This is a genomic window from Hathewaya histolytica (assembly GCF_901482605.1).
GTDB lineage: Bacteria > Bacillota > Clostridia > Clostridiales > Clostridiaceae > Hathewaya > Hathewaya histolytica.
In genome coordinates this window covers 2653504-2680471 of record NZ_LR590481.1, presented here as the reverse complement: position 1 = coordinate 2680471, position 26968 = coordinate 2653504, and the positions used below count along the sequence as shown (strand labels likewise).

21 protein-coding genes are annotated in these 26968 nt (G+C 29.2%); 19 read left to right on the top strand and 2 right to left on the bottom strand.

Annotated features, from left to right (window positions below; translation table 11 throughout):
• The first annotated feature begins 194 nt into the window (after nucleotides 1–194).
• The 18 genes from FGL08_RS12905 to FGL08_RS12820 all read left to right on the top strand — a co-directional run bounded on the left by FGL08_RS12905 (nucleotide 195) and on the right by FGL08_RS12820 (nucleotide 20572).
• Nucleotides 195–452 carry a hypothetical protein gene (locus FGL08_RS12905; protein WP_138211166.1) on the top strand — a complete coding sequence of 86 codons (258 nt, stop codon included), beginning with the start codon at nucleotides 195–197 and terminating at the stop codon, nucleotides 450–452.
• Between the two features lie 107 nt (nucleotides 453–559).
• Entirely contained in the window at nucleotides 560–1009 is a 450-nt protein-coding gene (locus FGL08_RS12900; protein WP_138211165.1) for a MarR family winged helix-turn-helix transcriptional regulator, read from the top strand.
• A gap of 29 nt (nucleotides 1010–1038) precedes the next feature.
• Nucleotides 1039–2010 carry a beta-ketoacyl-ACP synthase III gene (locus FGL08_RS12895; RefSeq protein ID WP_138211164.1) on the top strand — a complete coding sequence of 324 codons (972 nt, stop codon included), beginning with the start codon at nucleotides 1039–1041 and terminating at the stop codon, nucleotides 2008–2010.
• Between the two features lie 66 nt (nucleotides 2011–2076).
• On the top strand, nucleotides 2077–2307 hold the full coding sequence (gene acpP, locus FGL08_RS12890; protein WP_138211163.1) for an acyl carrier protein: 231 nt from the start codon (nucleotides 2077–2079) through the stop codon (nucleotides 2305–2307).
• A 29-nt stretch (nucleotides 2308–2336) separates the two neighbouring features.
• Complete coding sequence (gene fabK / locus FGL08_RS12885) at nucleotides 2337–3275, top strand: enoyl-[acyl-carrier-protein] reductase FabK (RefSeq protein ID WP_138211162.1); 939 nt, start codon at nucleotides 2337–2339, stop codon at nucleotides 3273–3275.
• Nucleotides 3276–3278: 3 nt separating this feature from the next.
• Complete coding sequence (gene fabD, locus FGL08_RS12880; RefSeq protein ID WP_138211161.1) at nucleotides 3279–4205, top strand: ACP S-malonyltransferase; 927 nt, start codon at nucleotides 3279–3281, stop codon at nucleotides 4203–4205.
• A gap of 12 nt (nucleotides 4206–4217) precedes the next feature.
• Nucleotides 4218–4958 carry a 3-oxoacyl-[acyl-carrier-protein] reductase gene (gene fabG / locus FGL08_RS12875; RefSeq protein ID WP_138211160.1) on the top strand — a complete coding sequence of 247 codons (741 nt, stop codon included), beginning with the start codon at nucleotides 4218–4220 and terminating at the stop codon, nucleotides 4956–4958.
• A 16-nt stretch (nucleotides 4959–4974) separates the two neighbouring features.
• A complete protein-coding gene (gene fabF / locus FGL08_RS12870) occupies nucleotides 4975–6216 on the top strand; it encodes a beta-ketoacyl-ACP synthase II (RefSeq protein ID WP_138211159.1) in 1242 nt (413 codons plus the stop codon).
• 2 nt (nucleotides 6217–6218) lie between these two features.
• Nucleotides 6219–6722 (top strand): acetyl-CoA carboxylase biotin carboxyl carrier protein, encoded by a 504-nt coding sequence (accB, locus tag FGL08_RS12865; protein WP_138211158.1) that lies wholly within the window; start codon nucleotides 6219–6221, stop codon nucleotides 6720–6722.
• 12 nt (nucleotides 6723–6734) lie between these two features.
• Nucleotides 6735–7157, top strand: a complete 423-nt coding sequence (fabZ, locus tag FGL08_RS12860; protein WP_138211157.1) for a 3-hydroxyacyl-ACP dehydratase FabZ — start codon at nucleotides 6735–6737, stop codon at nucleotides 7155–7157.
• A 2-nt stretch (nucleotides 7158–7159) separates the two neighbouring features.
• Nucleotides 7160–8503 (top strand): acetyl-CoA carboxylase biotin carboxylase subunit, encoded by a 1344-nt coding sequence (locus FGL08_RS12855; protein WP_138211156.1) that lies wholly within the window; start codon nucleotides 7160–7162, stop codon nucleotides 8501–8503.
• 26 nt (nucleotides 8504–8529) lie between these two features.
• Nucleotides 8530–9408 (top strand): acetyl-CoA carboxylase, carboxyltransferase subunit beta, encoded by an 879-nt coding sequence (gene accD, locus FGL08_RS12850; protein WP_138211155.1) that lies wholly within the window; start codon nucleotides 8530–8532, stop codon nucleotides 9406–9408.
• Between the two features lie 56 nt (nucleotides 9409–9464).
• Nucleotides 9465–10391 carry an acetyl-CoA carboxylase carboxyltransferase subunit alpha gene (locus FGL08_RS12845; RefSeq protein ID WP_138211347.1) on the top strand — a complete coding sequence of 309 codons (927 nt, stop codon included), beginning with the start codon at nucleotides 9465–9467 and terminating at the stop codon, nucleotides 10389–10391.
• A gap of 351 nt (nucleotides 10392–10742) precedes the next feature.
• Entirely contained in the window at nucleotides 10743–11582 is an 840-nt protein-coding gene (locus FGL08_RS12840; protein WP_138211154.1) for a DUF6414 family protein, read from the top strand.
• 77 nt (nucleotides 11583–11659) lie between these two features.
• A complete protein-coding gene (locus tag FGL08_RS12835; protein WP_138211153.1) occupies nucleotides 11660–11956 on the top strand; it encodes a hypothetical protein in 297 nt (98 codons plus the stop codon).
• Nucleotides 11957–12044: 88 nt separating this feature from the next.
• Nucleotides 12045–14132: a sensor histidine kinase gene (locus FGL08_RS12830; protein ID WP_138211152.1), complete on the top strand. Its 2088-nt coding sequence runs from the start codon at nucleotides 12045–12047 to the stop codon at nucleotides 14130–14132.
• Between the two features lie 123 nt (nucleotides 14133–14255).
• Nucleotides 14256–15122, top strand: coding sequence for a methionyl aminopeptidase (locus FGL08_RS12825; RefSeq protein ID WP_138211151.1), 867 nt, complete (start codon nucleotides 14256–14258; stop codon nucleotides 15120–15122).
• A 71-nt stretch (nucleotides 15123–15193) separates the two neighbouring features.
• Nucleotides 15194–20572, top strand: a complete 5379-nt coding sequence (locus tag FGL08_RS12820) for a diguanylate cyclase (RefSeq protein ID WP_138211150.1) — start codon at nucleotides 15194–15196, stop codon at nucleotides 20570–20572.
• A gap of 122 nt (nucleotides 20573–20694) precedes the next feature.
• On the opposite strand, the gene pgmB is transcribed toward FGL08_RS12820, so the two are convergent.
• Entirely contained in the window at nucleotides 20695–21345 is a 651-nt protein-coding gene (gene pgmB / locus FGL08_RS12815) for a beta-phosphoglucomutase (RefSeq protein ID WP_138211149.1), read from the bottom strand.
• An 18-nt stretch (nucleotides 21346–21363) separates the two neighbouring features.
• Entirely contained in the window at nucleotides 21364–23691 is a 2328-nt protein-coding gene (locus tag FGL08_RS12810) for a glycoside hydrolase family 65 protein (RefSeq protein ID WP_138211148.1), read from the bottom strand.
• A 330-nt stretch (nucleotides 23692–24021) separates the two neighbouring features.
• Between FGL08_RS12810 and FGL08_RS12805 the strand changes: the two genes are divergently transcribed.
• The gene (locus FGL08_RS12805) at nucleotides 24022–26949 is read left to right on the top strand and encodes an insulinase family protein (RefSeq protein ID WP_138211147.1); all 2928 of its coding nucleotides are present in this window, start codon (nucleotides 24022–24024) and stop codon (nucleotides 26947–26949) included.
• The last annotated feature ends 19 nt before the right edge of the window (nucleotides 26950–26968 follow it).

Here is a 26968-nt window from a genome sequence, read left to right as displayed (position 1 = left end):
CCCTTCTAATGTGTTTTAAGTATCTAATTTTAATATTATGTAACCTGTAAGTATATATTATATAACATATAGAAACATTTTTCAAATTATTGGAAATAATATGTAAGTTAAATATAGTTATAAAGTATTAATTTAATTTTTTAATTTACGATAATTATTATAAGTTATAAAACAGTATAGGAGAGTAATAAGTTATGGTATTAGATATTTTATCAAGTGTTTTATACAATGTAGGTTTTTTTGGAACAATAGTTACTATAATTTTATCAATAATAATAATAGGTAAGAAAAAAGATTCTTATTTTGGATTAGGAAAAGTTTTATGTATTTTATTTATTTTTTCTTGGAGTGCATATATTATAGTCTCTATATTTAATCTTACCACAACAAAATCAAATGTAGTAGAGAAAAAACAAGGGGCATATAATATAACAGATAAACAGCGTATGTAAGGCTGTTTTCTTTTTGTTAATAATTAACTTATTGACAAAATAATAAAATTTTAATATACTTTGACTATCAAAGTATTTTAAAATCAAATCTAGTGTGGTGATATTTTTTGAGTAAGTCCATTAATATATTAAACGAATTATTAGTTCAAAACTTTAACGACATATTATTAATAGAACAGAATGCAATAAAAGAGGGAAATCTAAAGGATTTATCCATAACAGAAATACACACTATAGATGCCGTAGGAATGTATAGTAGTCGTACCATGAGTGAAATAGCAAGTGATTTAAAAATAACAGTAGGAACTTTAACTATAGCTATAAATAACCTTGTTAAAAAGGGTTATGTAGAGAGAATGAGAAGTGATACTGATAGAAGAGTGGTATTAATAGAACTTACTAGAAAAGGAAAACTTGCTTATAGGGTCCACCAAAAGTTTCACTCAGATATGATAAAAGCTACTATAGAAGGCCTAACAGAAGAGGAAGAAAAAGTGTTAATTAATTCTTTAGAAAAACTAAATAACTTTTTTAGAGAAAATTATAACTTAGATTAATTTTAGTTATTTAGAAAGAAGGAGAATATATGTTAAAGACAAATATTCTGGGTATGGGTATGTATGTGCCTGAGAAAGTACTTACTAATGAAGAACTATCAAATATGGTGGATACTAGTGACCAATGGATAACTTCAAGAACAGGGATTAAAGAAAGAAGGATAAGTGAGGGCGAAAGTGTGGTAGACCTTGCTTGTAAAGCAGCTAAAGCTGCTATAAACAATTCAGGTATACATCCTTTAGATATAGACTTGATATTGGTAAGTACATCTTCACCTAAATCTTTTTTTCCATCAGCTGCTTGTGAAGTGCAAAATATGCTTGGGGCTAAAAATGCTGTGGCTTTTGATATTTTGGCTGCGTGTTCAGGCTTTGTTTATGCACTTTCTTGTGCAAAGGCTTATATTAATAGTGGTATGTATAAAACTGTTCTAATTATAGGTGCTGAAGTGCTATCAAAGGTTGTTGATTGGAAAGATAGAAATACTTGTGTTCTATTTGGTGATGGGGCATCTGCCATGATAATAGGTGAAGGAAGTAAGGAAGAAATTATAGATGTTATATTAGGATCAGATGGTAGTGGTGCAAGTGTCCTAACTTGTGGAAATATGGATTTTTCTACACCTTTTACGAAAGAGTTACATAGGGATTTTGAAAAAATAAAGATGAATGGTAAGGAAGTTTTTAAGTTTGCTGTTACTAAGGTAGATAAATGCATAAGAGAACTCTTAGATAAGAATGAAGAAACTCTAGATAATATAGACTATATAGTATGTCATCAAGCAAATTATAGAATAATAGAAGCGGTGGCTAAAAGATTATCTCTTAGCATGGATAGGTTTTATGTAAATTTACAAGCCTATGGCAATACTTCCAGTGCAAGTATTGGAATTGCTTTAAGTGAAATGAGAGAAGATGGAATTTTAAAAAGTGGGACAAAAATAATCATAGTTGGCTTTGGTTCAGGATTAACTTGGGGTGGGGCACTAATAGAACTATGATATATATTATATATAATACTTTGACTATCAAAATAAAATATAAAAAAATACAAGGAGTGGTATAATATGATATTTGAAAAAGTGAAAAATGTTATTATTAATCAATTAGGTGTTGAAGAAGAAGAAATCAAATTAGAGTCAAAATTAATTGAAGATTTAGGAGTAGATTCTCTTGAAATATTTGAAATTGTTATGTCCCTAGAAGAGGAATTCGATGTCGAGATTCCAAATGAGGATATAGAAGGTATAAAAACTGTAGGTGAGGTTGTTAGCTATATAGAAAAAAAGACAAAATAAATCTAGTGGCAAAGTATGTGGAGGTTAATATGTTTAATTATAGACTATGCGAAATTCTAGATATAAAATACCCTATATTTCAAGGGGGAATGGCCTGGGTTGCTGATAGTTCACTTGCATCTGCTGTATCTAATGCAGGTGGACTTGGTTTAATTGCTGCTGGAAATGCACCTACAGAGTATGTAAGGGAAGAAATAAGGAAAGCTAAAACGCTTACCGATAAAATTTTTGGAGTAAATATTATGCTTTTAAGCCCATATGCTGATGAAATTGCGGAACTTGTTTGCGAGGAAGGTATAAGAGTGATTACTACTGGTGCAGGCAATCCAGGTAAGTACATGGATAGGTGGAAGGAACATGGAATAAAGGTTATTCCTGTAGTAGCTTCTGTAGCTTTAGCTAAGAGAATGGAAAGAGCTGGGGCTGATGCTTTAATTGTAGAGGGATGTGAGGCAGGAGGGCATGTCGGGGAACTTACAACTATGGTAGCAGTACCACAAGTTGTAGATGCTGTTAATATACCTGTTATTGCTGCAGGTGGCATAGGAGATGGAAGAGGTGTGGCAGCAGCATTTATGCTAGGAGCTAGTGGGGTACAGTTAGGAACTAGATTTTTAGTAGCAAAGGAATGTACAATTCATGAAAATTATAAACATAAGGTTATAAATGCAAAGGATATAGATACTGTAGTTACGGGTAGAGCCACAGGACATCCCGTTAGAGTAATTAGAAATAAATTATCGAGAAGGTTTGTGACTATGGAGAAAGAAGGGGTAGATAAAGAGGAGCTTGATAAGCTAGGTGCTGGAACTTTAAGAAAAGCAGCAAGGGAAGGTGAAGTACAAGAAGGCTCTGTTATGGCGGGCCAGGTTGCTGGATTAATAAAAAAGGAACAGAGCTGTAGTGAAATTATAGAAGAAATATTTATTGAATTTCAAAATAGTATAAGAAGTTTTGGGGAGGATTAGTATATGGCCAATATAGCTTTTGTATTTCCTGGGCAAGGATCTCAATATGTTGGTATGGGAAAAGAGTTTTATGACAATATAAAAGAGAGTCAGGATATTTTTCATAAAGCCAATGATGTTTTAAGGTTTAATTTAAGTGAACTTTGCTTTAAAGGATCTAAAGAAGAACTGGATAGGACGGAGAATACTCAACCAGCCATATTAACCGTAAGTATAGCTATACTTAAAGCTTTAGAAAATAAAGGGATAACTCCAAAGATTGCTGCTGGATTGAGTCTTGGTGAATACTCTGCTCTTGTCTGTAATGGAGCTATTTCTTTTGAAGAAGCTATTGCTCTAGTTAGTAAAAGGGGGAAATTTATGCAAGAGGCTGTTCCATATGGAGTTGGCAGTATGGCAGCTATTATAGGACTTAAATATGATGAAGTTAGAAGTGTAATACAGGAAGCTAAGTCAAAAGGTTTTGTAGATATATCAAATTTAAATTGTCCAAAACAAATAGTAATAGGTGGAGAGGTTCAAGCTATTAAAGAAGCGTGTAAATTAGCTTTAGATATGGGGGCAATTAAAGCTATAGAACTACCTGTAAGTGGACCCTTTCATACAAAAATGTTAGAGCCAGCAGCAGAGAAGTTGGAGTTAGTACTTAAACATATAAAAATAAACAAATTCAAATATCCTATAATCACTAATGTTACTGGAGAAGAGATGGATGAGAGTAGAATTACAGAAATGTTAAAACAACAAGTTATGAAGCCTGTTTTGTGGGAGAAATCTATTGAGAATATGATTTTAAAAGGTATAGATACATTTGTTGAAATAGGTCCATCCAAGGTGTTAAGTGGGTTTGTTAAGAGGATAAATAGAAAGGTTAAAGTACTTAGCATAGAGGATTTAAATGGCTTAGAGAAAGCTGTGAGTTCTCTTTAAGGAGGAAAGTATATGTTAAATGGTAAAGTAGCTATAGTTACAGGTGCTAGCAGAGGAATTGGAAAATCTATAGCTTTAAAGCTTGCAGAAATGGGAGCTAATATAGTTGTTAACTATAGAAAAAGTACAGAATTAATAGAGGATTGTTTGAAGGAAATAAAGGCTAAAGGTGTAGAAGCCATCGGCGTAGAATGTGATGTATCGAAATTTGAATCTGTAGAAACTTTAGTAAAGAAGAGTTTGGAGTATTTTGGTAAAATTGATATATTGATAAATAATGCTGGAATAACAAAAGATACACTTTTACTAAGAATGAAGGAAGAGGATTTTGATAATGTTATAGATGTAAATTTAAAAGGAACTTTTAACTGTGTACGACAGGTAGTTCCTGTAATGTTAAAGCAAAGGAATGGAAGTATTATAAATATTTCTTCCGTAGTGGGATTAGTAGGCAATCCAGGACAATTAAACTATGCATCTTCTAAGGCGGGAGTAATAGGTTTAACTAAGTCACTTGCTAAAGAAGTTGGAAGCAGAGGAATAACAGTAAATGCAATAGCACCAGGATTTATAAAAACTGATATGACAGAAGTACTTTCAGAAAAGGTAAAAGAAGAGGTTAAAAAACTTATACCACTTAAAAGAATGGGGAGTGCAGAAGATGTTGCAAATATGGTAGCCTTTTTAGTTTCAGAGAAAGGGTCTTATATAACCGGACAAGTTATTAATGTAGATGGTGGTATGGTGATGTAAGAGAGGAGAAATTTGTATGTCTAATAGAGTTGTGGTAACTGGAATGGGAGCAATAACCCCTATAGGTAACAATGTTGAAGAATTTTGGGATTCTGCAAAGATAGGCAAATGTGGTATAGATAAAATAACCCATTTTTCATTGGATAAACATAAGGTATCTTTAGCTGGTGAGATTAAAAATTTAGATTTAGAAAAATATATGGATAGAAGAGATGCTAAAAGAATGGATAGATATTGTAAGCTTGCCATGATTGCAGCAGAAGAAGCTATTAATATGTCTAAACTAGATTTAAATATTGTAGACAAGGATAGGTTTGGGGTAATTGTAAGTTCAGGTATTGGAGGGCTTGAAACCATAGAAAATGAAAATGAAAAGCTTTTGAGTAAAGGGCCTAACAGAGTTTCTCCAATGATGATACCCATGATAATATCCAATATGGCAGCTGGAAATATAGCTATAAAATATGGAGCAAAGGGAATATGCACTAGTATAGTTACTGCTTGTGCTACGGGGACAAATTCAATTGGAGAGGCCTTTAGAGCTATAAAATATAATAATGCAGATATTATGATAACAGGTGGATCAGAAGCATCTATAACACCTTTAGCTATTGCAGGGTTTGCCAATTTAACAGCACTAAATACAACTGAAGATAAGGAAAGAGCATCAATTCCTTTTGATAAAGAAAGAAATGGATTTGTTATGGGAGAAGGAGCAGGAGTTCTAATATTGGAATCATTGGAACATGCTAAAAAAAGAGATGCCAAGATATACGGGGAAATAATAGGATATGGAGCTAATTGTGATGCTTATCATATAACATCTCCAAGTCCTGATGGAGCTGGTGCAGCAAAATGTATGGCTCTTGCAATAAAAGAAGGAAAGATAAATAAAGATGAAGTTTCGTATATAAATGCACATGGTACAAGTACACCATATAATGATAAATTTGAGACTACAGCAATAAAAAAGCTTTTTGGACATAAGTCCTATAAAATACCAATAAACTCTACAAAGTCTATGGTAGGACATCTACTAGGAGCTGCAGGGGCTGTTGAGAGTATAGTTTGTATTAAATCTTTAGAAGAAGGATTCATACATCCAACTATAGGACTTAAAGTTCCAGATGAAGAATGTGATTTAGATTATGTATCATTAAAAGGAAGAAAAGTTAATATTAAATATGCATTATCTAATTCTTTAGGTTTCGGAGGACATAATGCAACATTATTATTTAAAAAGTGGGAAGGTAGGTAATTATGAATTATAAAGAGATAGAAAATCTTATAAAGGTTTTAAGTGATTCAAGTTTAACCTACTTAGAAATTGAAAAAGAAGGTTTCTTTATTAAAATGGGCAAAGATTTAGGCGGAGTTAAAGTTCAAGAAAATCTACCCATAAGTACAATAAATGTTATGAATGAGAGTAAGGCCTTAGATGATAAAGAAGAAATTCAGTATGATAAAAAAGAAATTATAGAAGATAAAAGTTTTAACATAGAAAGTATAAAGGAAAATAAAGAAAGCTTACATACTATAGAATCGCCTATAGTAGGAACTTTTTATTGTTCGTCCACCCCAGATGGAGAAGCTTTTGTAAAGCCTGGTCAGAAAGTAAGCAAAGGCGACACTCTATGCATAATTGAGGCTATGAAACTTATGAATGAAATAAATAGTGATGTAGAAGGAGTTATAGAAGAAATATTAGTTAAAAATGAAGACATGGTAGAGTATGGTCAGCCTTTATTTAAGATTAAAAAATAAGGAGGTAAGCATGTGGATATAAAAGAAATAAAGGAAATTATTCCTCATAGATATCCCTTTTTACTCATAGATAGAATTGAAGAATTAGAAGAGGGGAAGAGTGCTAAAGGTTATAAAAATGTTAGTATAAATGATTATTTCTTTCAAGGACATTTCCCAGATGAGCCTGTAATGCCTGGAGTGTTAATAATAGAGGCATTAGCACAAGTAGGAGCTATAGCTCTTTTAATCTTACCCGAATTTAAGGGTAGAATAGCCTATTTTGGGGGTATAAATAAGGCTAGGTTCAAAAGAAAGGTTATACCTGGTGATAAGCTGATATTAGAGGTAGAGATAATTAAAAGAAGAGGATCCTTAGGAGTTGGTGCTGCAAGGGCATTAGTGGATGGAGAAGTAGTAGCTACTGCAGAACTAACCTTTGCTGTGGGGGAGTAATTATGTTTAAAAAAGTTTTAATTGCAAATAGAGGAGAAATTGCTGTTAGGGTTATAAGGGCCTGTAGAGAATTAGGAATTAGAACAGTAGCAGTTTATTCTAAAATTGATGAAGATGCTATTCACACACAACTTGCAGATGAAGCTGTATGTATTGGATCAGCTAGAGCGAAAGATAGTTATTTAAATGTAAAGAACATACTTAGCGCTGCTGTACTTACAGGATCAGAAGCTATTCACCCTGGATTCGGTTTTTTATCTGAAAATAGTAAGTTTGCAGGTATGTGCAGAGAATGTAATATAAAATTTATAGGTCCAGATCCAGAGACTATAGAATTAATGGGAAATAAGTCTAAAGCAAAAAACACTATAGAGAAGGCTGGAGTAGCAGTAATCAAAGGGTCTAAAGGAGCAGTTAAAAGTCCAGAAGAAGGTTTAAATATTGCAAAGAATATAGGATTTCCTGTAATGATAAAAGCATCAGCAGGTGGTGGAGGAAAGGGTATAAGAATAGTTAAAGAAGAAAATAAGTTTTTAAAAGAGTTTTCTACAGCAAGTACAGAAGCTAGGGCAGCTTTTGGAGATGATAGTATGTATATAGAAAAGTTCATAGAAAACCCTCGCCATGTAGAAATTCAAATTTTAGGTGATAATTATGGAAATATAATATATTTGGGTGAAAGAGATTGTTCAGTTCAAAGGAGAAATCAAAAAATATTAGAAGAGGCACCTTGCACTGCAATAACTGAAGAAATAAGAAAAAGGATGGGAGAAGCGGCGGTAAACGGCGCTAAAGTAGTAGGATATAAAAATGCAGGTACTATTGAATTTTTGTTAGATAATAAAGGTGAATTCTATTTTATGGAGATGAATACAAGAATTCAAGTGGAACATCCCATAACTGAAATGATAACAGGTGTAGATCTAGTTAAAGAACAGATAAAAATAGCTAATGGGGAAAACCTTAGTATAAGACAAGAAGATATAGTGATTAAAGGCCATGCAATAGAATGTCGTATAAATGCAGAAGACCCAGAAAGAGGTTTTATGCCATCTCCAGGAAAAGTTAATATAATACACCTACCTGGTGGAATGGGTGTTAGATTAGATAGTGCCATATACCAAGGTTATAAAATACCACCGAATTATGATTCGATGATAGGAAAATTAATTGTTCATGCAGATAATAGGGAAGAGGCCATAAAAAAGATGAAGAGAGCCTTAGGAGAATTTATAATTGAAGGGGTAAAGAGCAATATAGAATTTCACCATAAAATATTAAATAATAGTAATTTTGAGAAATCAAATATAGATACAAGTTTTATAAATAAAGAATTCGGAATATAATTAAAATTTTTTAGATGGTGATGAAAATGAGTATTAAAAGTATTTTCAAGAAAACCAAATATGTAACAGTACCAGTAGAACAAGTATTTTCTGATGAAAGTAATAATCAAGATAAGCCCAATATACCTAATGGCATGTGGGTTAAATGTAAGAATTGTGGAAGGATACTTTATAAAAAAGATATAGAAAAATCATATATGACATGTGAAGAATGTGGTACTCACTTTAGAATAAATGCAGAAGAAAGAATTAGATATACCTTAGATTATGGAACATTTCAAGAATTAGATAGAAACATGAAAAGTAAAAATCCTCTTAATTTTGAGGGATATGAAGAGAAAGTTGAAAAACTTATAGAAACAACTGATGTAAATGATGCTGTCACAATTGGTATAGGATGTATAGATGGAGTTAAGTTATGTGTTGGTATTATGGATTCTAACTTTATGATGGGAAGTATGGGGTCTGTAGTAGGAGAAAAAATAACAAGGTTATTTGAATATGCAAAAGACGAAAGGCTTCCTGTAGTACTATTTACGGCTTCAGGTGGGGCAAGAATGCAGGAAGGAATATTTTCATTAATGCAAATGGCTAAGGTAAGTTCAGCAGTTAAAAAACATTCTGATGAAGGCCTTTTATATATAACTGTACTTACAGATCCAACTACAGGAGGTGTAACTGCAAGTTTTGCAATGCTAGGAGACATTATTTTATCAGAGCCTAATGCTTTAATAGGTTTTGCAGGGAAAAGGGTTATAGAACAGACTATAAAACAAAAATTACCAGAGGAGTTTCAAAGAGCAGAGTTTCTATTAAAAAAAGGTTTTATAGATAAAATAGTTCATAGAAAAGATATTAAAAATACATTGAAATATATACTAAATATCCACGATTATAAAGGATAGTTGTCTCTTATAAGAAAGAGAGGAATTGGACTGTGGGAGATTTGAATTTTGAAAGAATGATACAGGAATTAAAAGAAAAGATAGATGAATTAAAGTTAATTTCAGATAATCCAAACATAGACTTGAAGAATGAGATAAGTGTTATGGAAGAAAAACTTGTTAAAATGGAAGAACAGGCATATAAGAACTTAGGACCATGGGATAAAGTGAAAATAGCAAGACTAGTCGAAAGACCTACGACGCTTGATTATATAAATGAAATTTTTACATCTTTTATGGAGTTTCATGGAGATAGATTGTATGGAGATGACCCATCTATAGTAGGCGGAATAGCTGAATTTAAAGGGAGGAAGGTTACCGTAATAGGAACACAAAAAGGAAGAAATTTAAATGAAAATATAGAAAGAAATTTTGGAATGCCACATCCAGAAGGATATAGAAAGGCCTTAAGGCTTATGAAGCAAGCGGAAAAATTTAAAAGACCAATTATATGTTTTATAGATACTCCAGGTGCATTCTGTGGAATAGGTGCAGAAGAAAGAGGTCAGGGAGAGGCAATTGCAAGAAATCTTTTAGAGATATCCAACTTAGAAACTATAGTAATATCAATAATAATAGGAGAAGGTGGTAGTGGAGGCGCTTTAGCTTTGGCAGTTGGAGATGAAGTTTGGATGCTTGAAAATTCCATATATTCTATACTATCTCCAGAAGGGTTTGCAAGTATATTATTTAAGGATGCTAAAAAAGCTAAGGAAGCTTCAGAAGTAATGGGAATAACAGCAGAAGATCTCATTAACTTTGGAATTATAGATAGGATCATAAAAGAGCCTTTAGGGGGAGCACATAAAGATCTAAGCTATATGTGCCAGAATTTAAGTAAAAATTTAAGTGAAGTTCTAGAAAGATTATTAAAAGAACCTATAGAGGCTTTATTAAAAAAAAGATATTATAAGTTTAGAAAAATAGGAGAGTTTGAGGATTAGTAATAAAAAATAAATAAGGTCTATTGTTAGAGTTTAAAGATTCAATCCTTAAGCTCTTTTTTATTTATAAATAAAAAAGAGACATACAGAGAGGGATCTTTCTACTGTATGCCAAAAACGGTTGAGTGTAATAATCATGTTGTGTATCTAAAGTTTAATATGTATAAAAAGATAATAACATATTATCCATAACTTAAACACAACTTATCAACATGTTATCAACAACCTATATATTATATTTCTTCAAAAATTATAAAAATCCTTCTTAATAAAATAAAAATTTAGAAATTTTTTTAATCTATTAGTAATATTAATAATAATTAGGAAAATAATTTATTTAGGAGGGTGTGTATGTCCGGAATAGCTTTTATTCCCTTATATTTAAATTCAAAAATAATAAATAATCTTTTTACTATAATAATTGAGGAGTTTTCGCAATCGCAAACTCACAGTGTAAAAGAGCAAGTGGTGCTAAATATAGATACTCCTTTAAGTGAAATTGTACAGGGAAAATATACTCAAGGAGATTTAAGACTTCAAGTAAGTAATGAGTTTTCAAAAGAAGCTACGGAAGAGAGAAAGGTAAAAATAATAAGTATTTTTATAAAATTAATGAAATTATTAAGGACAAATAAGATTTTAAAGGAGATAAGGGATACAGAAGAAATTAATGATATAAATATTGGTGATTATATAACTTTTTCTTGTGAACTAATAGAGGATCCTATAATTTCATATTTTAAAGATGTGGAACAAAAACAAAGGTTTCATAGCTATATGCAAGAATTAGGAAGTGAAACACAAAAGAATCAAACTATTAGTGGAGCAAAAGAGTTTTTAAGATCTTATGAAGAAGAGACATGTAATAAGGTATTAATAAGAAATTGTATAAATAAGAATACAAATTTTATATTAAGAATAGAAAAAAGCTGTATAGAAACAAACTTTAATTATTTATTTTTAGGCCCCGTTACTGTAGTTGGTAAAGTTATAAACATTTTAGATAATAAGGATATTTACAGAAGTGATTTATATAGTAGTAAGTTTTATAGATATTTTTTAAAAGATAATTTAAATAGTAGGAATATTTACAATAATATGGGAGTACACTTTAATAACTTAAATAAATATATATTTAGTCAAGATATAGAGAGGTTTGTAGAGGTTATACCACTATCAATTTATTTTTAATTAATAAAATTAATTGACATGGGAACAAGTGTTCTATATAATTTAGATATAAAATAAAGTGTTTCGGGGGTAATAAAATGGATAATAATTTATACGTTTGTATAAACTACAAAGCTAAAGGTGATAAAGTAGAGGATAATTATAATTTAAGAATAAAAGATCAGAGCTCACAGATGGGAAGTAAGTATCTAATTTGTGGAGGCATCTATAATAAAAATGGTGGTAAACTAGTCTATAAGGCAAGGGATTTTAAAGAGGCTATGGATCTTGCTCACAATAATGTTTTCAAAAAAGATAAAAATGATAGGTTTGAAGAGGTTAAAAGAGATGTACTAATAATACCTTCAACAATAGGAAAAACATCTATTGTCTAAAAAATAGATAAAAAAACAGAAATATATAGAAAATCCAAAATAAAACTGGTAATATATTTATTAGTAATAATATTTTGGGGGATACTATATGAAGAAACTACAACTAGGATTAACTTTTATAGTAATTTTTTTCTTAATATTTAACAAGTGTTTTAATGCTTTTGCTTTAGAGAATAACTTAAGATATAAAACTAATAGTGTTTTATATATTAGTTCTTATTATTTGGAACATCCTATAGCTAGAGAAGTTACCAAAGGGATAAATGACTCTTTAAAGGATGTAGAAGAGGATGTTTATTTATATACGGAATATTTAGATGTTAGGTTAACAAATAAAAAGAATAAAGATTTCAAACAATATTTAAAGCAGAAATATGAAGGCATGGATATTGATTTAGTAATAGTCTCAGGAGAGAAGGCCTTAGAGTTTACAAACAAGAATATATATAATATAGTAGATAAAAAAACTCCTATAGTTTTTTGTGGTGTAAAAGAGTTAGAATATCAACCTAAATTAAACTTTAATAATTATGCAGGTATAACTGAAAAACTTCAATTAAAAAGTACTTTTAATTTAGCATTATCCTTAGATAAGAAATTAAAAAATGCGATATTTTTGACTAATAGTAAAACACGATTAGAAGATAATAAAGAATATAACAATATTAAAAATACTTATAAGGATAAGGTAAAAATCAATATAATAAAGGAAGATAATTTATATAAATGTATAGATCAAATTAAGTCTATGAAATTAAATAAGAATAGTGCCATATTTTTTCAGGGTGATTATTTTAATAATGATAAAAAGTATTTAAGTACTTGTAAAACTATAAACATTTTAAATAGTAGTTTGAATATACCTATATACTCATACTGGTTTCCGTATCAAAGAGTTGGTATATTAGGTGGAGATATGATAAGTCCATATAAACAAGGAATAATGTGCGGAAATTTAACTAAGAAGATTTTAAGAGATGGAAAAAATGAAAATTATATAATTGATGGAAGTAAGAGTGACTATAATACTGAAAATTACTATAATTATTTATACACCTCTAGAGATGAAAGCCTTAAAACTAAAGAAGAATTTAAAAACCAATACAAATATATGATAAATTATAATATACTAAATAAATATAAGTTATTTATTAATGATATAAAAAATGAATGTGAAATTTTAAATCCTCCTTCTAAATATGAAGAGAAAAATAAGAAACTAATCATTTTAATATGGGCAATAACAATAGTATGTGCAATTATTATGATAATTTTAATTTTTAATCTTATTACTAAATCTAATATCAAAAGGAAAATGCAAAAAAAGGAAGAAATGTTAGAGGAGATTAAGATACAAGAAAAACTTAAAAATGATTTTTTTGCAAACATATCCCATGAGTTTAGAACACCATTAAACCTCATCTTCAGTAGTATCCAACTAATAGAGTTTGAAACTAAAGGATTTACATTTAATTATGAAAGACTTTTGTTAAAAAGTAGAGTAAACACTATGAAATATAGTTGCTATAGGTTATTAAGGTTAACAAATAACTTTATAAAGATTATAGAAATTGAAAATGGTCTACTAAAGACTAATATGACAAAGTCAGATATAGTATCTAGTATAGAAGATATAAGTATGGAAGTTGGTAAATATTTAGAAGAAAGGGATAGTTCTATAAAAGTATTATTTGATACTGAAATCGAGGAAAGTGTTCTTAATTTTGATAAAGATAACTTAGAAAAGATTTTACTAAATATAATATCTAATAGTGTGAAATTTTCTAAAGAAAATAGCACAGTAGAAGTATTTTTAAGAGAAACCAATAATCATATACATATAAATATCAAAGATGATGGAATAGGTATACCTAAAGAAAAGGTTAATTTTATATTTAATAAATTTTCACAGGTAAATAAGTCTTTGAATAGAAGTAAAGAGGGTGCAGGTATTGGACTATTTATAGTAAAAGGTTTGTTATATAACATGGGAGGGGATTTTTCTGTAAACAGTGAAGAGAATATTGGTACTAACTTTAATATAAGTTTACCTATTAAGAATTTAGAAGAGGAAAGATATATAGGTGATAATATTTCAAGTTTATCGAGTAATATAATCCAAGACCATCCTTTGGAATATAAAGTAAAAGTAGAGTTTTCAGATATATATATTTAATTTTACTTTTCATTGTTTATATACTCCTAAATGGTATATAATAATATTTATAAAAATAACATAAGTAAGCTTTAGCTTAAGTGGAGGTGAAATAATAGTTTGAGGATTTCAGACTATTAAAATATGAAAATAATTAAAAGAAATGATTTATGTTGGTGTGGTAGTGGGCAAAAATATAAAAAATGCCATATGGAACAAGATGATATGTTAAAAAAATTAAGTAGAGAATTAGGATATAAAATACCTCGAGATATAATAAAGACTAAAGAACAAATAGACGGAATTAGAACAAGTGGTGTTATAACTCACAATATACTTGATATGGTTGGTGAGAGAATTAAATCTGGGGTTAGTACAGAGGAAATTAACACATGGGTACATGAGTATACTGTTGAACATAACGGAATACCAGCTACCCTAGGATATCACGGGTATCCTAAAAGTGTTTGTACATCCATTAATGAAGTTGTCTGCCATGGTATACCAGATAAAAATCGAATTTTAAAAGATGGTGACATAATAAATGTTGACGTAACTACTATATTAAATGGTTATTATTCAGATTCTAGTAGGATGTATATAGTTGGAGAGGCCACAAAGGAAGCTAAGGACCTGGTAAATGCTACAAAGGAAGCTTTATATAAAGGAATAGAACAAGTAAAACCGTACAACACCGTTGGACACATAGGAGAAGCAATAGCAAAGTTCTCAAAGGAAAAAGGGTATTCTGTTGTATATGAATATGGTGGACATGGAGTGGGCATTAAGTTTCATGAGGAACCTTTTATAGCTCATACAGGAAGAGCTGGTGAAGGAATGATACTATTGCCTGGTATGACATTTACCATAGAACCTATGCTTAATGTTGGTAAAGCTGAAACTAGGACTTTAGAAGATGATTGGACAGCAGTAACAGTGGATGGATCATTATCTGCACAGTGGGAACATACTGTAGTAGTCACTGACAAGGGGTATGAAATATTGACATAAGTATAAGACATGGTATTTGCTGTGTCTTAATTTTTTATTTTACCTAACCTATTAAAGTGGGGGAGATAATTATGAGTATAATTAACAAAAGGTTTAAAATAATAAAAAGACTAAGGAGCAAAAAGTTTTATACATCATATTTAGTTTGTGATATAACAAGTAGTGATTATTTTAAGTTAAATATAATAACACAACAAGATTTATTAGAAAATCGAATAAATAATTTTATAGATAATATAAATAAGTTTAAGATTGTAGAGACAAAAAATATAAATAAAATTTATGATGTAGGTTTTATAGATTTCATAGATAATAAAATCTCATATAATAAAGAATGTTTTTATATAACAGAACATATGGAATTTAAAGATCTTATACATAATCTAAGTTTGCTTGACTATAAGGATTCTATGGAAGTGTTTATAGAGTTATGTAAATCCATCAATTATCTTCACCTAAAAGGAATGGTTTATAATAAAATTTCTTATACAAACTTAAATTTTATATATGTCAATAATAAACCACAATTAGTATTAAGTGATATGATCTCAGCCAAGTTAGAAGAATTTCAAGAGGAAGAAAACGAAGAAGAGAATATCTTTTATAATAATAAGGTGACTTCAAATATAGAAAGCATTGACAAGGATATATATTCATTAGGGGTATTATTACTTTCATTGATTACTAGAGAATTTAAAGACCTCAATCTTATTAAAATAATTAATTCACTAAAGTATGGTAGGTTAACTCACGAAAAAGATAGTACTTATATATTTTTGAAATTAAAACAAGTAATCTTAAAGATGTTAGGGTTAAAAGAAGATATTTATACTTCTATAAATGAAGTTATAGAAGATATAAATAAAAGTTTAAATTTAAATTATTCTTATTTTAGAGAGAATGAAGTTTCTAAGTTAAACTTTAATAGTTTAGAACTTATAGGAAGAGAGAGAGGGGAAAAAGTCATATTAAGAGCATATAATGACTTTAAAAATAAAAAATCTAATATTAATATTTGTCTAGTAAACGGTGAAGGTGGTATAGGTAAGAGTGCTTTTCTAAAAGGTATAAAAAATCGATTTAATTATAAAGAAGTTAAAATTTATGATTATATTAAAGAAACAAATTTTAAAAACATTAGGAACGAAGAAGGATTCCTTGTGATTTTAAGAAAAATTGTTGCAGATCAATCACGGCAGGATATAAAAAATTATGAGTTAGAGTTAGAACAGTTGTTACCAGAAATGAAAAGAGAAAAATATGTTAAAAATGATAACGGGTTAAATTTTAAAATTGAAAAGTTTAGAATTATAAATAGGATATCCACATTTTTATACGAGTGTGCAAAGATAAAACCCATGATTATTATTATAGATGATATACATGAGACAGATCCATTTTTTCTTAGCATAATAAGGTATATTATAAGTTTAAAAAGCAGGAATATATTTTTTATATTTTCCTATTGTGAGGAGAATAATATATATATATACTCTAAGAATCAACATATCATAGAGCAAATTAAAGGATATCCAGTAGAGTATTTAAAACTAGAAGGTCTTAATATAAAAGACGTTAGTGCTATGATAAAACAAATAATGTCTATCCACGAAGAACCTTTAAAATTAGCAGAGAAAATTCATGAGAAATCTGGTGGTAATCCTTTATTTATTCAGGAGATCATAAAAGATTTATGTTTTAGAAAGGATATCTTTGTTGATAGATATGGTAGGTGGCGGGAAACGTCTTCTACTAGAGAAATAATAATACCATCTAACATGGAGCAAGCTCTTTTAAATCAATTATGTAAAATTAGTTCAAAAGAAAGAAAGGTTCTAAATGTTATATCTTTATTTAGTAGTAGTATATCACAACAGGTGTTAGTAGACATACTAAACGAAAATACTCTAAACATTAAACTTTTAATAGCTACTTTAAAAAACAAGGGGATAATTTCTACAAAATTAGTAGGTAAGAAAGTCTTCATAAGTTTTTATAATAAATTGCTAAAAATAATAATTTATAATCGGCTTAATGATGAATATAGGATTAAAAAACATACAGAAATAGCAGAATATTTAAAAGAAGAATATGAAAGTGAAAATAAGGAAGTATTTACAGAGTTGATTCATCATTTAGAGAAATCAAATAATCGATCTGGAGTTGTTAAATATTCCATTGAAAATACTTCAACAACTTCTCATATAAAAGGAAAAATAGATTCTTTGTACTATCTTAAGAAATCTTTAGACTTATATAAAAGCTATGAAACAGATATAAATAAAATAAGACTTTATATGACCATAAGTGATGTTTATCTGGATTATGAGAACGTAAATAAAGCAGAAGACTACTTATTTAGGGCTTTAGATGATTCTTTAAAAATAAATAATTATTTATACTATATGGATATACTCAACTCACTAAATGATATATACACTTTAAAGGAAAACTCTTCTAACTTAAAGAAAACTTTAGACATGATGGAACTACATTTAGATGAGTATGGTAATAGAATGGCTAGGTTACGGTTTTATTATAAGAAGGCGACATATTATTCGTATATATCACAGTATGATGAGTCTATTAATCTTTGTAAAAAAATTCTAGAGGAAAGTAATGAAGACGATTATGATATAAAATGTGAGACCTCCAACTTTTTAGCATTTGTTTATCTAGAGAACTCACAGCCATATAATAGCATAGAATATCTTTTTAAAAGTATGGAGTATTGTAAAAAAGCTAATAATATGAAAGTACTTTTTAAGGTTTTCGTTAATTTGGGAGTCATCTATTCAGATTTTTTTAGTGAATTTGATAATGCTATATTATATACTAAAAGAGCAGAAGGTATAGCAACTAAGCATAATCTAAACTTATCAAGAATACGAAGCAAGTGTAATTTAGCCGCAATGTATATGTTAAAGCAAGAATATAAAGATTCTAAAAAGGAATTAGATGAAATATATGATATTGCGCTTAAAAATGGTTATTTTAATGAACTTGATTATTATCACGAGGTAAATGTTGCATTAAACTTAAAGGTAAATAAATTAGGTGAAGCATATAAAAGTTACCTAGAAGTTTATAAGACATTAAAGGACGATTTATTGGAAGAGAATAATAGGGGTGGAATACAGAAGCACATTATACTTTCAAGGTTCAACTTAGCAATGGGGGATATAGAAAAGGCTGATTATCATGCTAAATTATCTATGATTATGGGTAAGAATGAAAAATCTATTTTAAAATTTGATGTAAACCTAACTGCTTCATATATAAACATTACAAAGGGACAGAGGTTAAATGAGAGTATAAATGCTATAGAAAAAATCAAAAATAGGGACAAGTACTTAGGCAATAAGTTGGATATAATTTGTACTACGGCAGAATTACTTTTAACAAAAGGGAATTTAGGAGAGCTAAAAAGCTTTTTAAGTGTAAATTATAAAGACTTACAAGAAAATACTACAAATTTAATTTTAAAAACTAGATGTTTATTCGCAATGGCTCTATGTGATTATCCGTTAGAAGAAAAAGTTTCCAGACTAAAATGTATTTTGGAATTAAGTAAGAATAATGGGTTAAAAGAGATATATTATAAAGCCGCCATACAATTAGGCGAAATTCACTTAAATAGTAACGACTACATAAATGCTACCGCATATTATTTCTTAGGATGCCAATCCTTTAGAGAACTTATAATGGATGTTCCAGAAGAATACAGGAATAAGTATATTGAATTTCATAAATTAGGTGATATTTATAATGTTTTTATAGAATTAAAAGAGCGATGTTTATCTTATAGAGAAGAACGTGAGCACAGTATAAAAGATATTTTTAAAGAAGATGGATTTACTCAACATGTAAGTTTTTTTAGAAATAAAAAATTAGGGAATGCCATAAAAAAGGCTTACTCACCTTTTTATAGAAAGAACATAGAAAACATTTATGATACATTATCATTGCTACAGGGAGATGATTATGAAAACCTAGATATATTAAATAGGTACATTTTTTATCATGTATTAGCTAGTAGAAGCTGTATTGTTATAAATAAGGATAGTGATTATAAAGTTATAGCATCTACAGATGATAATACTACTGTAGATAGTAAAATGAAGACTGTTTTAGAAGAAGTAGCTCTTAGTAAAAAAATCGTATTAACTGATAATAAACTTATGACAATAGTTTGTACGCCTATATTTATGTCAAAATATAATGATGCAGATAATTTCATAGAGGATAGAAGAAAAAAACATAAAGATAAAAATATTTTAATGGGATATATATATATTGAAACAGATAAAATGGTTGACCGCTTTGCGAAGGAAAATTTAAAAGAATGTGAGAACTTAAGTAAGGTTTTAGGTATTATTATCGAAAAGATAATGTTAAAAGAAAATGCTTTTTATGATAAGCTAACTGGTGCATTAACTAGAAAATATCTTGAGATATGCTTAGATGAAATGCTTAATATAAGTCAAAATTATGATGAAAGTTTTTCTGTGATAATGATTGATTTTGATCATTTTAAATCTATAAATGATAATTTTGGACACCAAGTAGGTGATAAGGTCTTAAGTGAGGCATCCCAAATAATAAAGGATAATATTAGAAGGAAGGATGTTTTCGGGAGGTATGGTGGAGAGGAGTTTATGATATTACTTCCTCATATAAACAAGAAAGATGCTTATAAGATATCTGAAAAGATTAGAAAAAATATAGAAAACAGTACTATAACTGGTACTAACAACAAGATTACTATAAGTTTGGGAATTGTAAGCTATCCTGAAGATGGAAAGACTATTAATGAGTTAATTGAAAAGGCAGATAGGGCTCTTTATATGGGAAAAAAGAACGGAAGAAATATATCTCTTGCCTGGAATGAAAATTTTAAAAATAGAGTTGTAGATAGTAATACTTTATCTAGTATAGCCGCAAAAAGTTTTGTAAGAGATGAAAAAAACTTATTTACTATGGTGGAATTTCTTGAACTTGTAAAACGTAAAGAGAGTTTTGAGGATAAGGTATCAATCTTTCTAGAAAAGACTATAGCATTAATAGGAGCAGATGAAGGTGTATTATTTTTGGTTAACGATGGAGCAATATCTGAAAAGTTTGTAAACCAATTTGCAATTAAAGATTGTGCTGAAGAAGTTTCTTACAATAAGGAGTTTATAGATAAGGCTATTACAGAAAAGCAGGGTGGATATTTTATAGATTGGGATTATACAAAAGATTACGATGAAGCAATGGATAATCCTAATTGGAAATCAATAATAGTAATTCCAGTCATGATTTCTGAAAATGTTATAGGAGTGTTAAATTTTAGTGTTTCAAGTATAACAAAAGAGTTTAATCATGAAGACTATAATTTATGTAGCTTATTAGGTACAACAATAACGCCAATCATAATAGAACGTTCAGTGCAATTAAATAAAATATAACTTAAAAAAGTGAAGAAATATAGTACTTGATATGTCTAAAAACTAGTTAATATATAAAGAGTAGAGGATTTATAACTGACAAAATCTTAATAGTTATAAATCCTTTAATATTTTAAGAATTTTTAAATGTTAATTACTTCTCCTGCAGAAAATAGAGTTAAATCTTCACCACGAAGTGTTGCATTAGAGGAGCATTTTGCAGCGAACCCTACGGCAATAACCTTCATTCCACCCTTTAGTCCAGCTTCTACACCAGATACGGCATCTTCAATTACAACACATTCATTAGGTTTTAAATTAAGTTTATGTGCAGCTTTTAGAAATACTTCAGGATCTGGCTTACTATTTTTAATTTGGTTTCCATCCACTATAGCATCAAAACAGTTCCCAAGTCCTATATAATTCAATATGGCTGGAGTGTTTTTACTTGATGAACCTATGGCAATTTTTATACCTTTTTGTTTTAAGCCTTGAATTATATCTATTACTCCTGGTAATATAGCATTATTATTAAGGTTTTTAATTAATTCCTTATAGTAGTTATTTTTTCTTTCTGACAATTCTTTTTTTTGATTATCAGAGTAATCACAAGTAGCTTTTTCTAATAGAATATTAAGACTTTCCATACGACTTACCCCTCTAAGTCTTTCGTTTATATCTCTATCAAAATAAATATCTTCTTCATCGGCAAGTTTTTTCCATGCTTCATAATGGTAATTATCTGTAGTTACTATAACTCCATCTAAGTCAAATATAACACCCTTAATAGTCAAAAATATCATCCCCTAAGGTTATTTTTTTATAGTCTTCATTTTACCGTTTATCTTAACGTTTATTTGGTTTGTCTCATCATTTAATATTTGTATATCTACATTATCTCGTGTCATAGTTACTTTTAATAAAGTATTTCTATAATAGATTTTAAATTGAAGCTTATTCCACTTTTCAGGAATCCAAGGGTTAAAGTTTAATATACCATGCTTGTCTATTTCCATACCAGCAAAACCAAATACAACTGATTGCCAAGTTCCTCCTGCTGAGGCAGCATGTATACCTTCTCTCGTATTTCCTTGATGGTCATTTAGATCTACTAAGGCAGATCTTCTTAAATATTTGTAAGCCTTAGATCTATCTCCAATTCTTAAGCCCATAATAGAAAAAATACTTGGGCTTAGTGAAGACCTGTGAGAAGTTCTTTTTTCATAATAGTCGTAATTAACCTTTTGAACTTCTTTAGAGAATTCATCTCCAAGTAGGAACATTAGCATAACCACGTCAGCCTGCTTGTTTATACATGTATTAGATATTCCTACTTCGCTGGCCTCTTTAGGTATTATAGGCATATCATTTTTATCATATTCCCTAATTGTGAAATCATGAAGCTTAAAGTAATCTTGAAATTGCTCCATTAATTTATCTTGTTTATTAAAAGGTATATAAATTTTATTATATACTTCTCTCCACTTTTCTAGTTCTTCTGGAAGTAGGCAAATTCTACTAATTATATCTTCATATACAGCATAATAATCATTTTTTAGAAGTTCTAAAATTTCAAAACCTCTTTCAATATTCCAGCGAGCTAAATAATTTGTATAACAGTTATTATCTACAGGTTCATGCCATTCATCAGGGCCAGTTACCTGAAGAATTTCATATCTATCATTATCTTTGTTATAGTTACATCTAGACACCCAAAATCTTGCGGTTTCAAGTAGGATCTCAGCACCGTATTTAAGCATAAAATCCATATCATTAGTTAATTTATAATAATTATAGATTCCAAAAGCTATATCTGCCGTTACATGGTGTTCATAAACTGCTACATAACATCTATAACAAGAGCCATCTGGTTCAATTGTCCAATCAGGGCACTGTTCATCTCCTGTATCCGCAGATTCCCAAGGATATTTAGTTCCTTTATAGCCATTAGAGATTGCATTTTCTCTTGCTGCATCTATTAGATGATATCTATATTTAAGTAGGGTTCTTGCAGTTTCAGGACTCGTAAATATGAAGAATGGTAGCATAAAGATTTCAGTATCCCAATAAGCGTGACCACCATATTCTTCTCCATGAAGAAGCTTAGCTCCAAGGCTCACTGTAAAATCATTTTTATTTGCTGTACTCATTAAGTGGAAAATATTAAATCTTAGACCTTTATCAATTTCATCATCACCTTCGATGTTAATATCAGCTATATCCCATAGTTTTTCATATATTTCTATATGATGTTCTAACTCTTTATCTATACTCTCTAATATAAAGTTTGCAATTTCTTTTTCTACATTAGATTTAATACTATTTTTTTCCACTTCTCTTTCCGTATAAACAGAGGCGAATTTATTTATTTCAATGGTTTTTCCCTTTTCAACGTTGAAATCTAAGAATTCTAAGGAAGTTTCTCCAAATGAAGAGTATCTTCTATTTTTTATTATGTTTTCTCTATTTTCAGGGTTATAAACTCTCATAACAGAGCCTGTGCCAATATGTAGACCAAAATCCCTAGTTTTAGTTTCTATATAACAACCCTTTTTTGTTAAACTTGATACTTCTAAAGTTTCAAGATGTTTCACCCTAAATCTTGGGAAATCTTTGAAATTTACTATGGTACCATCTATTATATTTTCCATTTCCATAATGCCAGAGTAATTAAGAGGTGTTACAAATAACTTTATAGCAGCTCTATGAAGGTTTTTGCGACTTAAAAATCTATAACCTTCTATTAAGGTTTCTCTGCCTTCGGGGTCTCTTAGTTTAAGTTTTTTAAATAAAATTCCTTTTTTCATATCAAGGATTCTATGAAACTCCAATATTTCACAATCCTCTATACCTATTAAATTTCTTTCTACGTAAAGTTTAAGACCTAGAAAGTCAGGAGTGTTTGCAAGTTCTCTCATAAATGCCTCTGACTTATCAAATACTCCAGATATGTATGTGCATGGTAAGCTTATTTTAGTTCCTTCTTCATAAGTACCCCTAGTGCACATATAGCCATTAGTTAAGGCAAAGTTAGTTTCGTATTTTAGATTTTCTTTAGGATTATAATTGTCTTGGACTATTAACCATTTATCATCACTAATTAAATTTTTAAAATTATCAGAGAATTTTTCTCTTATCATTAGAAATCCCCCCTTATGGTTTCCTTGTAAGTATTGAATAATCTAACATGGTATCGATTTCTATAATGCTAAAATACCATAAAAATATATAGTTAAATATATTATACTATAAAGTCATAGGTATAATGAAGAAATTTTAAATATAAACTTATTTTTGGTGTAAAATAATCATTATATGTGAATAATAAAAATAGTAAATAAGTATTATATAAATGTTAGATAAATTTTACAAATTGTTCTTTTATAAAAGCATTATGTAGTATACAATAAAATAAATGTAAAATATATTGGTAATAAAAGCAAAGCTTTAATATAGGAGGAACAGGAAAAATGGCTTTTAAAGTTAATAATATATATCATGGATTTAAATTGTTAGAAGATAGAAAGATAGATGAATTAAATGGCGTTGGTATGGTATTTATTCATGAAAAAAGCGGTGCTAAGTTATTTGCATTATTAAATGACGATGATAATAAAATATTTTCAGTATCATTTAGGACACCACCACATGATGATACAGGTCTTCCACATATTTTAGAACACTCTGTTTTATGTGGATCAAGAAAATTTCCTACAAAAGAACCTTTTGTAGAATTAATTAAAGGATCACTAAACACATTCCTAAATGCTATGACTTTTTCAGATAAAACTATGTATCCAGTAGGAAGCAGAAATGAAAAAGATTTTATGAACCTTATGGATGTATACTTAGACGCTGTGTTTTATCCAAAGTTATATACTACACCAGAAATACTAATGCAAGAAGGATGGCATTATGAAATAGAAAATAAGGAAGCACCATTAACATATAAAGGTGTTGTTTATAACGAAATGAAAGGAGCTTTTTCATCACCAGAAGGAGTTCTAATGAGAAAAGTTCAAGAATCACTATTTAAAGATACAATTTACAGAAATGAATCAGGTGGAGACCCAGAGGCTATAACTAAATTAACTCAAGATGCATTTGTTGCGTTTCATAAGAGATACTATCACCCATCAAATAGTTTTATAATCTTATATGGTGATTGTGATTTAGATAAGCAATTAAGTTTTATTGATGGAGAATATTTAAAGGATTTTGATAAGGAAACTATTCAATCTGAAATTCCTATGCAACAACCTTACAAGGAAAGGGTTGAATTAGAACTTCCATATTCTATATCTGAAGAAGATTCTGAAGATGATAAGACTTTCTTAAGCTTAAACTTTGCAGCAGGTACTGCTTTAGATGGCGTAGATCATATTGGTATGGAGATATTAGAATATTTATTACTAGAGAATCCAGCAGCTCCACTTAAGAATGCCTTGGTTTCAGCAAAGCTAGGAAAGGACGTTTTTGGTTCTTATGATGGCTCTGTATTGCAACCAACTTTTAGTGTAATTATTAAAAATTCTAATATAAATAAAAAAGAAGAATTTGAAAAGATAACTTTTGATACTCTTGAGAACTTAGTTAAAAATGGGATAGATAAGAATTTAGCAGAAGCTTGTGTAAATATAACAGAATTTAGATTAAGAGAAGCAGATTTAGGAGGATATCCTAAAGGATTACTTTATTCTATGAGTATAATGGATAGTTGGTTATATGGTGGAGATCCATTCTTATATATAGAGTATGATAAGCTATTTAAAGAAATTAGAAAGAAACTGAATAAGGGTTACTTTGAAGGATTAATAGACAAATATATTCTTAAAAATACACATAGTTCTCTTTTAGTGTTAAAACCAGAGAAGGGTTTAAGTGATAGAAAAGAAAAAGAGATAGAACAACAATTAAAGGAATTTAAGGAATCTTTAAATGAAGAGGAACTAAATGAATTAATTGCTAATACTAAGAATTTAATAAAAAGACAAAATACTCCTGACAGTGAAGAGGTATTAGAGAGTATACCAATGCTAGCTATAGATGATATAAAGAAAGAAGCGGAAGAAATACCATATGTAATTACAGAAGATAAAGGTGTGAAACTATTCCACACAAATATTTTTACCAACAAAATAGCTTATATAAATGGAGTTTTTGATACATCTGCTGTAGAGGAAGACCTAGTTCCTTATATAAGTTTATTATCTTATATTTTAGGAAAGGTCAGCACAGAGAGTCATAGTTATTCAGAACTTTCTAATGAAATTAATATTAATACAGGTGGGATAGAATTTAACTGTGAAGTGTTTGGAGATATAAATAATATAGATAATTATCATAAAAAATTTACTATAAAAGGAAAAGCACTAAGAGATAAATCAAAGAACTTAATTGATATAATGACAGAAGTTATATCTTCTTCTAAATTTGACGAGTTTTCAAGATTAGAGGAAATTATCTCAGAAGTTAAATCAAGAATTGAGATGAAAATTCTTCAAAGAGGACATATGATAGCCTTAAGTAGAGTGGCTTCTTATTTTTCAGCTAGTAGTGAATATATAGATAAAACAAGTTCTATAGGATTCTATAAGTTTATAGCAGATTTAGAAAAAAACTTTGATAGCAAAAAGGAAGAAATAAAAACAAATTTAGAAAAAGTAAGTGCTATTATATTCAATAAAAACAATCTTTTAATAGCTATAACTGGCGAGGATAAAGAGTTTAATGAGGTTAAAAAGCATTTAGATCCTCTAATGGAATCCTTAAGTTCACAGGTATTAAAAGAAGAAGTATACGATTTTAAAGAAGAAAAGAAAAATGAGGGATTACTTACACCAGCTAATGTTCAATATGTTGCAAAAGGCTATAATCTAAGAAAATTAGGGCATGAATATACAGGTAAGTTACTAGTATTAAAAACTATTACAAGTTTAGACTACCTATGGAACAAAGTAAGAGTTCAAGGTGGAGCTTATGGATGCTTTGCCGTTATAACTAGAGCTGGAAATGTTATATTTTCATCTTATAGAGATCCTAATATAAGTAATACTTTAAGTGTATATGATAATACTCATGAGTATTTAAAGGATTTCTCTCCATCAGAAAGAGAAATGACAAAATATATTATAGGTACTATAAGTGAACTTGATTCACCATTAACACCAGCAATGAAGGGTGAGAGGGCTATATCAAACTATTTTAGAGGAGTAACCTATGAAGATATCCAAAAAGAAAGGGAAGAGGTTTTATCTACAACTTCCGAGGATATAAGAATTCTATCTAAAATATTTGATGATATTATGGAACAAAACTTTTATGCTGTAATAGGAAATGAGAGTAAGATAAAATCAGAAAAAGACATATTTGGAGAACTAATAAACTTATTTGAATAGAATACTCTTGTAGAACTAA